This is a genomic window from Tychonema sp. LEGE 07196 (genome assembly GCF_963890365.1).
In the GTDB taxonomy this organism is placed as follows: Bacteria; Cyanobacteriota; Cyanobacteriia; order Cyanobacteriales; family Microcoleaceae; genus Microcoleus.
This window is the reverse complement of sequence record NZ_CAWPRX010000190.1, coordinates 36,057-45,845: the sequence shown is the minus strand read 5'-3', so window position 1 is coordinate 45,845 and position 9,789 is coordinate 36,057. Positions and strand designations below refer to the sequence as shown.

Annotated in this window: 8 protein-coding genes, 1 tRNA gene and 1 pseudogene; 3 read left to right on the top strand and 7 right to left on the bottom strand. The window is 44.8% G+C overall.

Annotation, left to right across the window (positions count from 1 at the left end):
* Positions 1-239: 239 nt before the first annotated feature.
* The 4 genes from AACV78_RS22720 to AACV78_RS22705 all read right to left on the bottom strand — a co-directional run bounded on the left by AACV78_RS22720 (position 240) and on the right by AACV78_RS22705 (position 2,032).
* Positions 240-313: transfer RNA gene (locus AACV78_RS22720), tRNA-Pro, on the bottom strand.
* A 37-nt stretch (positions 314-350) separates the two neighbouring features.
* Positions 351-719 carry a DUF1818 family protein gene (locus AACV78_RS22715; protein ID WP_194009662.1) on the bottom strand — a complete coding sequence of 123 codons (369 nt, stop codon included), beginning with the start codon at positions 717-719 and terminating at the stop codon, positions 351-353.
* Positions 720-854: 135 nt separating this feature from the next.
* Positions 855-1,502, bottom strand: coding sequence for a hypothetical protein (locus AACV78_RS22710; protein ID WP_194009661.1), 648 nt, complete (start codon positions 1,500-1,502; stop codon positions 855-857).
* Between the two features lie 299 nt (positions 1,503-1,801).
* Positions 1,802-2,032 carry a DNA-directed RNA polymerase subunit omega gene (locus AACV78_RS22705; RefSeq protein ID WP_194009660.1) on the bottom strand — a complete coding sequence of 77 codons (231 nt, stop codon included), beginning with the start codon at positions 2,030-2,032 and terminating at the stop codon, positions 1,802-1,804.
* 145 nt (positions 2,033-2,177) lie between these two features.
* Between AACV78_RS22705 and AACV78_RS22700 the strand changes: the two are divergent.
* Positions 2,178-3,372 (top strand): annotated as a pseudogene (locus AACV78_RS22700) (RNA-guided endonuclease InsQ/TnpB family protein).
* A gap of 80 nt (positions 3,373-3,452) precedes the next feature.
* Positions 3,453-4,145 (top strand): GDSL-type esterase/lipase family protein, encoded by a 693-nt coding sequence (locus AACV78_RS22690; protein ID WP_194009659.1) that lies wholly within the window; start codon positions 3,453-3,455, stop codon positions 4,143-4,145.
* A 182-nt stretch (positions 4,146-4,327) separates the two neighbouring features.
* Here AACV78_RS22690 and AACV78_RS22685 read toward each other — a convergent pair whose 3' ends face one another.
* The gene (locus AACV78_RS22685; RefSeq protein WP_194009658.1) at positions 4,328-5,806 is read right to left on the bottom strand and encodes an amidase; all 1,479 of its coding nucleotides are present in this window, start codon (positions 5,804-5,806) and stop codon (positions 4,328-4,330) included.
* A gap of 353 nt (positions 5,807-6,159) precedes the next feature.
* Here AACV78_RS22685 and AACV78_RS22680 point away from each other — a divergent pair, with 353 nt between their 5' ends.
* The gene (locus AACV78_RS22680; RefSeq protein WP_194009657.1) at positions 6,160-7,413 is read left to right on the top strand and encodes an S-layer homology domain-containing protein; all 1,254 of its coding nucleotides are present in this window, start codon (positions 6,160-6,162) and stop codon (positions 7,411-7,413) included.
* A 211-nt stretch (positions 7,414-7,624) separates the two neighbouring features.
* Here the strand turns inward: AACV78_RS22680 and AACV78_RS22675 are convergent, their stop codons facing one another.
* Together AACV78_RS22675 and AACV78_RS22670 are read right to left on the bottom strand one after the other, a co-directional pair.
* Entirely contained in the window at positions 7,625-8,134 is a 510-nt protein-coding gene (locus AACV78_RS22675) for a pentapeptide repeat-containing protein (RefSeq protein ID WP_194009656.1), read from the bottom strand.
* A 204-nt stretch (positions 8,135-8,338) separates the two neighbouring features.
* The gene (locus tag AACV78_RS22670; protein ID WP_194009655.1) at positions 8,339-9,688 is read right to left on the bottom strand and encodes an LCP family protein; all 1,350 of its coding nucleotides are present in this window, start codon (positions 9,686-9,688) and stop codon (positions 8,339-8,341) included.
* Positions 9,689-9,789 lie beyond the last annotated feature (101 nt).

Here is a 9,789-nt window from a genome sequence, read left to right as displayed (position 1 = left end):
GGGGGAGAGGGGGAGAAGATTTTTGATGGATCGTCGAAATATACAATTTAAATGCACAACAGCTTACAAGCCCCCGGATCGATCGGTGGAATCAATCCAAAATCTAAAATCTAAAATCTAAAATCGAATGACCCGGCGGATCGATCGCCACACCAACCCGAATAGAGGTATCGCGCGCGGGATTCCGTCTTTTTAGCTAAAAACAACAAAACCTCCTCAAAGAGAAGGTTTCATTACAATCGGAGCGGCGGGATTTGAACCCACGACCCCTACTACCCCAAAGTAGTGCGCTACCAAGCTGCGCTACGCCCCGACAGCTTTAACACCATAGCATGAAATCTCAGAAAAAGTCAAAAAACTTTTAAAACTTTTGCAGCCTGCACCAAACCCGGCACCGCAGCCGCCGGCCAAAAACCCTCGCACCTGCGGCCAGCATTCAAAATCAACTGCACGCTGTAAGCTTCTGGATAGCCTTCTACCTCCAGCCACAACAAATCTGTTTCGGCTTCAATGGCGATTTTTTCCTCATCCATTAACTCAGAGGCCATTTGACTCATGGTGTCGGCTAACTGTCCCAACAATCGGCAAAAATCGTTTAACTCAGCCTCCGTGAGTTCGATCGCCCAACCCTCCCCAGCCACCAAACCCTGAAACTCCTGCGCTTCGGGGTTCCATCCCAAACGCCAGCCAACACCAGTCTTGATTACACGTTCCACCATTGAAGGATTTTAGATTTTTGGTTTTAGACATTGTTCGGCGGTTGAAACCGCAAAGCGAGTCAAACAAAGTCCGCTTGGTGCGCGGACTAAGAAATAAAGGCGATGTTTAAGCTAGATTCGATCGGCAATAAAATACTAAGGTGTAAGCAATTTCGCATCTCCCGGCTGCGGCTGCATGATTTCCGGCGAAGTCGATCGCCCTTGTGGTGTTTCCCGCGCCGCCGGTGTCCGCGATCGAGAACTCTGCGTAAAAACATCAACCAAAGCTTGAACCAAAGCATCCCGCTGAGTTCGATTTAAACTTTGAATAGCAGCGCGATCGCCTTCCATCGGATTTTTTCGCAAAACATCCTTTCCCGGATACACGTCTTCCACCAAATAATCGGGAGTCGCCCCCAGATAGTCAGCTAAACTCAACTTCCAATCTAAGCGGTAATTTGGCGGTCTTCCTTTAACAAAGACGTGATATCGAATCAAGCGGCCGACTAAAGTATTATTTGGATCTACTTTTCCAGTTTCCTGAGAAATGTAGTTATTCTCGATCGGCAAATCCGGCAACTTTTCATACACAAACTTCCACGCATCTTGCGCCCTCACCTGCAGCGGCCCCGATTGTTGAGCAACCCGCACCGCCGGCGCAGACTCAGAACTCTGCCGCAGCATAGGTTCCAAAGCCGACATACTCAGTTCGCCCGATTCCAATACCCAACTCAAAAGCGTGAAAATCGCCACAATCAAAGTAACAAACAGAAAACTCAAGCCCAGCTTTAATTTCTTCTTCACGGTTTTGACAATTTCAAAAATAGAATAATTTCCTCAACTTACCTGCCAACATATCTCCTACTTTCTAATTTTATGATTTCCGAAAATCAACCCCGTTGGAAGAATTTCGATTTGAGAAAAATAGTTTCTTAGGAGTGCGATCGTCCCCCTCGCTTGTGTATATATTTCTAGAACCCTTGCGTACCTAAAATAGACGGATTTTTCACCCTAGCGGGCCAATTTAGTTTGAAAAAGTTTTGAGTTTTGAGCGAACAAAAATTGCTGGCAATTCACCACTCAAAACTCAAAACTTGCCAAGTCTAGATATCTCCGATAATTTCCGGCTGAGTCATTTCATCCGACATCTCAAATATCGCCCGCATTACAGGTTTCATCATTTGAGTGTCGTCATTGTCAAAATCTTCATAGCGGCGGCGTTTGGCGCGGTTCGCCACCTGCACCGTAATCCGATAGCGGTTGGATGCAGCACCGATCAACTCTTCTGCCCGACGGGTTAGCTGAGTTGAATCGAAGGTTGGACGCTTAATCATCGAAATTACCTAGTTTATCTAATGTTACATTCTAGTTTAGCAAAAAATTGGGTTTAAAGCCCTGTCCTTGTAAGACGGATTTTATTCCGTGTAAAGATCTGCGAAGTATCGACAAAATACAAATATGAGGTGATATCATCATTTTATGATTGTACTAGAGTTTAAGTTAAAAGGCAAAGCGGAGCAATATCGGATCATTGACGACACGATCAGAACAGCTCAATTTGTCCGAAACAAAACTCTTAGATATTGGATAGACAATTCCCGAGTTAAGCTAGTTGACCTATACAAACAATGCGCCATCATAGCGAAAGAGTTTGAATGGGCAGGTAAACTAAACTCAATGGCGCGTCAAGCTTCCGCTGAACGCGCCATTTTTGCTATTCAACGTTTTTTTGCTAATTGCAAAGCCAAGAAACCAGGAAAAAAGGGCTACCCGCAGTTCAAAAAGCATACTCGGTCGGTAGAATACAAGACATCAGGATGGCTACTTTCTGCCGACAAAAGATGGCTAACATTTAAAGACGGTTTTGCAGCGGGAAAATTCAAGTTAATCGGCAATCGGGATTTGCATTTCTCGGCGCCCGACGAGATTAAGCGAATCAGAGTTGTACGTCGTGCTGACGGCTACTACGCGCAATTTTGTGTCAATGTGGAGCGAAAAGAGACAACGGTCCCAACAGGTAAAGTTATTGGAATAGATGTGGGATTGAACCACTTTTATACTGATAGTGAGGGGGAGACAGTCGCCAATCCTCGATATTTTCGCAAAAGCGAAAAAGCTTTAAAAAGATTACAGAAGCAAATTTATAGAAAAAAGAAAGGTTCTAAAAATCGGAAGAAAGCGATTAACAAGTTAGGAATAAAGCACCTGAAAGTCACTAGGCAGCGTAAAGACTTCGCCATTAAGACGGCGTTGTACGCGGTAAAATCTAGCGATTTTGTAGCCGATGAAGACCTTTAGGTTAAGAACATGGTAAAAAAGCATAAGCTTGCTAAATCAATTAGTGATGCAGCATGGTCACAGACTCGATCATTATTTGGAATATTTTGGTAAAGTGTATGGCAAGACAGTAACTGCTGTTGCTCCTCAGTACACTTCTCAAATGTGTTCAAATTGTGGCAATATCGTTAAGAAAGCGCTGTCAACTCGCACCCATATTTGTGGTTGCGGTACGGTTTTAGATCGCGATCATAATGCTGCAAGAAACATCTTGACCAAAGGATTGAGGTCGGCAGGAATTATTTTAAATACGGCGGGGCACGCCGAAATTAACGCTTGGGGACAGACAGATCTCTACTCGTTGGTGGTAGAATCAACGAGCAAATCGACTGATTGAGCCAAGAATCCTCGCGCCTGACGGTCGAGGAGTGTCAATATGTCAAGATTCATTCATAAATTACTAACTTAGTATCGGTTATGCAGGCAGCAACAGGCTATTCCTTTGGTCACTTGCATCGGGTAAATTCTCGTCCCCTCAAATTGGTTGCTTTCGGCGACAGTTTAATCTATGGTTTTGGCGACGGCGTAGGCGGTGGTTGGGTAGAAAGATTGCGGCGCCAGTGGATGTTACCGGAGAGTGCAGGACACGTTTTATACAATTTGGGGGTTCGGGGCGATCGCACCTATCAAGTCGCCCAGCGGCTCGAAAACGAGTTTCGCCACCGAGGCGAGCTCAGAAACCGCGTGCCCGATGCGATTATTCTTTCCGTAGGCCTCAACGATACGGCGAGAGTGCAGTCGCCTACCGGGCGCAGTTATACGGAATTTGAACATTTTAAAACTGTTTTGGATAATTTGTTAAATTTGTCCCAACAACTTTGTCCGGTGATATTTGTGGGGATGGTGCCGGTGGATGAAAGCAAAATGCCTTTTCAAGATTGTTTGTACTACAATCATGCAGACCAGTATCGCTATAAAGAAGCAACGAAATTAGCTTGTCAGTTGCGGGGAATTCCCTATTTAGATGTTTTTGATAAATGGATCGATCGCGGTAATATTTGGTGGCGTTCTTGTCTGACTGCGGACGGTCTCCATCCCAATGCAGCGGGTTATCAATATTTATTTGAAGATGTGACAAGTTGGGAACCGCTACTCGCGATAGGTCATTAAACAATCAAGTAGGGTGCGTCAGCTAGCAATATTTTCGTTACAAACTAACAATCTCACAACTGACGCACCACGCAAAAAACGGTGCGTCAGAGTCATACTGTCCGCGATGATTGAGAACATAAAACCTGACGCACCCTACAACTGATTGTATTCTTGACCATCAAGTAAATTTGATAAAAGGCTCAGTAACCAGGTGGGTGTTGCAAACTACCAACCACTTTGTCAATCGCACTTGCGATCGCCAACAACTCCATTTCACACCACCGCTTACCAACAATTTGCATTCCAATCGGTAAACCATTCTCCGTTTGTCCAATGGGAATTACTACCGCAGGATGTCCGCTCAGATTAAAAGGTATCGCATAAGTACCGTTTGCTACTGCATGAGGATAGGATTTGCCATCAACATCAACGGCACTCCAAGCAGGACAATGAGTAAACGCAGCGGTTGCAGCAACAGGACAAAGCCATACATCCCACGGTTCTAATGCCTCATCTATATGGGCAGTGAAGCGATCGCGCTGTGTGAGTGCCTCGAAATATCCTTTCAAACTTGGATTCAATATCTCAGGTAGGAATCTGCTGAAATCTCCCAATTTTCGGAGTTTTTTATCGCCTTGGGTTGCGGTGCGGAAGATTAACTCTAAACTACGACGCAGGTTATATCTATCCTGCGGTTGAGCGTAGATAGTGAGGTACATGGAGAGCAGTCCGTAGAGATTCAATATTTTGGAAAGGTCAAAGTCTTTGGGAAGCCAGCGTTCGGTTTGGACACCTGCCTCAGAGAGTGTTTGAGCCATCGCAGTCATAGCTGCTCGAATTTCAGAAGCAACGGGAACTTCGGCCCATTCAGCGCTCCAAGCGATCTTGAGATGCTGCAAAGGCTTGCCAGAGGGTCGATCGAGCGGAATCGGCGGCACATCTGGACGACGAATATCAGCGCCTGCAATTAACGAAAAACAAAGTTGGATATCTTCGATCGATCGCGCAAAACATCCCACTGTCATCATTTGGCGAATAGACAGTGGCATTCCCGGCACTTCAGGAATCTGTCCTGCTGTAGAAATACGGCGATCCGTCGGCTTTAAGCCATAAACACCGCAAAAATGAGCCGGTTGACGCACTGAACCCCCGAAATCGTTGCCCAAATCTAACGGTGAAAGTCCGGCAGCGACAGCCGCGGCACTACCTCCAGAACTGCCACCAGGAGTATAGTCAAAATGCCAAGGATTATTCACCCGTGGAAACAGAGAATTGGTGCTTTGATAATTGGCAGCCAATTCCGCCATATTGGTTTTTCCCATAATTACAGCACCTGCTGCCCGCAATCTCGCAACAGCAGTTGCATCCTGTTGGGGTACATAATCTTTGAGGGGAATATAGCCTGCTGTAGTGCGGAGTCCGGCTGTTTCAAAAATGTCTTTAATCGTGATGGGAACCCCATGTAAAGCACCCCAGTTTTCTCCTCTGGCTAGGGCTTCATCGGCAAGTCTTGCTCTAGTACGGGCATTGTCTTCATCCAGCGTACAAATGGCGTTTAATTGCGAGTTGTGCTTTGCGATTTGACTAAGGTAAGCGTCGAGAACTTCGACGGCAGAGACTTCGCGATCGCGAATCATTCGCGCTAGCTGATGGGCAGAGGCAAAGGTCAGGCTACTCATAGGCAACAAACAGGTATTTCTCGATCGAGTTTATTATACTCACTTTTAGTTAATGACGAGCGATCGCGATCGCATATCAAGCGGCTTTGTCCGTAAATCCTGTTAATTGCAAACACAAGGTAGATAAGGGAGATAAGTAACATCACGATTTTAAGGAGTTTAAGGATTTTTAAAATCCGAAATGAGTTTCAAAATATTTATTTTTAAAGACCGTATCTTCCCCGCATTGAAAATCAAAATATTCAATAATGATTACATAGCCGAGGGAAAAAGCAAGTTAGGCGACAATCAATCAGCCTATCAAAAGCTTACTTGTCCTCAATAAAAAACTTGTGTAAATTGGAGAATCAAAAATGTCTGTATTACATCGCATTAAAATCGGTACATCTGTTTTATTAACATTGGGAACCGTTGCTGGAACTGCAGCGCCGCTGCTAGCACCCGCGCCTGCTTTTGCTCAGACAGCTTTTTCGGATGTTAGTAATAACTATTGGGCAAAAGACTTTATTCAAGATTTGTCAGAAAGGGGCATTATCAAAGGTTTTCCCGATCGCACTTTCCGCCCGGATGCACCCGTAACGCGGGCTGAATTTGCGGCAATGATCCGTTCTGTGAAAAAGGCAAAAACCCGCAATGCTGCTAGGTTTGCCGATGTCCCTTCCAGTTTTTGGGCCAGCGGGGCGATCGCCGAAGCATACGAAATGGGATGGATGTCTGGCTATCCCGGTAATGTTTTCAGGCCAATGCAGCAAATTCCTCGCGTGCAAGTTGTAGTCGCTTTAAATAACGGACTTGGCTATGAGCCTACCTGCAATTTTCAAGATGTTCTCAGCTACTACAATGATGCGGATCAGATCCAAAGTTATGCTGTCAAAAGTGTTGCTGCTGCTACTGAAAAAGAATTGGTTGTCAGCTATCCCAATCCTAAATCTCTCAAGCCAAACCAGTCAGCGACGCGGGCTGAAGTAGCTGCTTTTATCTATCAAGCGTTAGTCAGTACCAATCAAGCAAGAGCAATTAATTCTCCTTACATTGCTAAGGCTGATATTGGCCAGAGTGTTGCTGTGAAAATTCCTAGCGGGGTGACTATTCCCATCGAGTATCCCAAAGGCAAGATTTTGCTAGGCCCCAATGACAAGTCTCCGATTACGCTGACTGTGGCTTCGGATATCGCAGGGAATAATGGCAAAGTTTTGATACCCGAAGGGTCTAAAATTAGTGGCGAATTGCGATCGACTACTGCAGGCGTTCAGTTTGTGGCCCAAGAGTTAAGTATCATCAACGGTAACAGAGTACCTCTGAATGCTACTTCGCAAGTGATTACTCGCAAAGAAACTGTGACTAAGGGCGTGAATGTTGGGAATTTGATTAAGAATACGGCGTTGGGTGCAGCAGCGGCGGCGGCGATTGCGGGAGTTACGGGCGATCGGGCGATCGCAACTGAAGAGGTGTTAGGCGGTGCGGGAATCGGGACTTTAATCGGGGTATTTTTGGGTAAAGATAAAGTCGATTTGTATGCTGTTAATCCCGACACTGATTTAGATTTGCTGTTGAATTCAGACTTGGTAGTTACTGCTGCGAATACAGGTATCTGTAGCAATCGATAGAAGCAACAGTTAGCCCCGACGAGGTATTCAGAAACCGGGTTTCTTTCTAGATTTCTCGTCACTCAACCAAAAAATTCGTAGAAACCCGGTTTCTCGCCCCAACGCGATATTCAGAAACCGGGTTTCTTTCTAGATTTCTCGTCACTCAACCAAAAAACTCGTAGAAACCCGGTTTCTCGCCCCAACGCATAATTCCTACAATCGTAACTTTCTACGGACATCCCAAACTTTCTCGCGTAGAAACTCCCGTCACAGGATTGATACCATCTGCCGTTTCGCACAGGATATTCACTTGATAAGCATCGATAATCGCGTCAGTAAAATCAGCGCCAGAAATTGCAGCATCAAAAAACCGAGTTCGTGTCATAATTGCTTCGGTGAAATTAGTATTCGTCAAATTCGCGCCGTCAAATGTAACTCTATCTGCTAAAGAACCGGAGAGATTAGCACCTGACAAGTTGGCATTTAGTAAAACTCCTTTAGTCAAAATCGCATTGCTTAAATCAGCACCTTGAAAGTTGGTTCTCCGCATTTCAGAAGCGACGAATGTTCCGCCCGCTAAGTCCGAATTGGAAAAATCGCGATCGGACAAATCAATATTTGTGTAATTAATATTAAGTTTAGGCAGCGCCAATGCAGGAGTAGCACTCAGCAGCACCCATCCAAAAGCCAACACTAAACTTAAAATCAGGCTCAGGAAAATTCGGGATACACTTTTCATAATGATCGGAATTAGGAATTGTTGACTGCTGACTGTTAACTGTTAGCTGTTAACAGTTGACTGTTAGCGGTTAGCTGTTAGCTGTTAACTGTTAACTGTTGACTGTTAGCTGTTAGCTGTTGACTGTTAACTGTTAACTAATGGCTAATGACTACTGACTACTGACTACTGACTACTGACTACTGCCAACTGACTACTGACTAATTAAAATCGCTTTACCCAATCTTCGCCGACGCGAAGTGTCAAATCAGAATCTATTTCACCAGTAGAAGATGCTTCTATTTTACCGTCGCCTAGCACTTTTTGCATTTGATTTGCTGCGGCTAAATCTCCTTTCTGGACAATAATTTGACTTTGACGCTGCTTGTCGGGCCAATCTTTGACTACAGATACATTAGAAAAACCATTTTTTCGGAGAAATTCAGCGACGCTTTTGGCGGCTGTCGGTTTGCTAGAAGCGTTTTGGACGGAGATTTTAAGGTTAGTGGGGGAAACTGACTCGCTGGAATTGGGAAATTGCCCTTGGGCAAAATCTGGCACGACTTGCTGGAAATATTGTGTCATAATGCGATCGCGCCCAGCAGCATCTAAAATCCAATAACTCCTCAAATCCCCTTGTCCTGAGCTAGAACGTCCGGGTAACATCACCATCTTAAAATTATCTCGCTCCAATTGCAAACCAAAATTTGTCAGCGTCAAAATTTCCTCAAAATTTAGATTTGTATCCACATATTTTTGCATCAATCGTACAATTTCCGGCAAACGCACCAATACAGAAGGACTTTTGAGGCTGTTGAGAATAGCTTGAATTAAAGATTGTTGTCGCTGAATGCGGCCGATATCTCCTAAACCGTCGTTGCGAAATCGAGCAAATTGTTCTGCTTGTTCTCCGTTGAGAATTTGCCATCCCTGTGCTAAGTTTATTTTTAACTTTTGGGTCGTATCTGTATAGGACATCGCCCGAGGTACAAATACCTCAATTCCTCCTAACAAATCGACTAATTCCCGAAACGCACCGTTGCTGACTCGCACGTATCTTTCTATTGTCACATTGTTCAAGATTGTGCTAACCAATCGCGTCGCCAAAGCCGCTCCTCCTCTAGCATTAGCTTCGTTAATTTTGCTAAAACGAATTCCGGGAATTTGGACTTTAGTATCTCGCGGAACTGAAATCAAACTAATAGATTTATCTCTAGGATCGAGGTGAAATACGAGTATTGTATCGCTGCGACCTTCAAAAATTTTAGGGGAATTTGCAGCGGTTTCTGGTACGCGGTCAATGCCCATAATCAAGATATTAACAGGCCGCGACAGGCGGTATCCAGAAGAGTTGGATGATTTGTAGTTAAAGCCCGCAGCGTCTAGGACTCTACTAATAAATTGCGGTTCCACGGGGGCGAAAAGGGCGGTCATTGCTCCGATTCCTGCGGAGATGGCGGCCGTGAAAATCAGCAAAAGTGTCCAAAATACATACAGGACTATTTTAGGCTTTTTTCGAGTTTCGCGATCGACTGGTTTAACAAAATTGCGTTTAAATATTGACAAGTTTTTCATAGACTTGCTGTTAATTATTGTAGTTTTTCAGCTTGACAGTAAAGCTTGGCCGGTGCTTCTATAAAGTATTTGAACAAAGCCGGACAAAGCCAGCCTTCGAG

Coding starts and splice junctions, on each gene's coding strand:
- AACV78_RS22685 (WP_194009658.1), bottom strand. CDS start 5,806: ATGAGTAGCCTGACCTTTGCCTCTGCCCATCAGCTAGCGCGAATGATT.
- AACV78_RS22675 (WP_194009656.1), bottom strand. CDS start 8,134: ATGAAAAGTGTATCCCGAATTTTCCTGAGCCTGATTTTAAGTTTAGTG.
- AACV78_RS22690 (WP_194009659.1), top strand. CDS start 3,453: ATGCAGGCAGCAACAGGCTATTCCTTTGGTCACTTGCATCGGGTAAAT.
- AACV78_RS22680 (WP_194009657.1), top strand. CDS start 6,160: ATGTCTGTATTACATCGCATTAAAATCGGTACATCTGTTTTATTAACA.
- AACV78_RS22715 (WP_194009662.1), bottom strand. CDS start 719: ATGGTGGAACGTGTAATCAAGACTGGTGTTGGCTGGCGTTTGGGATGG.
- AACV78_RS22705 (WP_194009660.1), bottom strand. CDS start 2,032: ATGATTAAGCGTCCAACCTTCGATTCAACTCAGCTAACCCGTCGGGCA.
- AACV78_RS22670 (WP_194009655.1), bottom strand. CDS start 9,688: ATGAAAAACTTGTCAATATTTAAACGCAATTTTGTTAAACCAGTCGAT.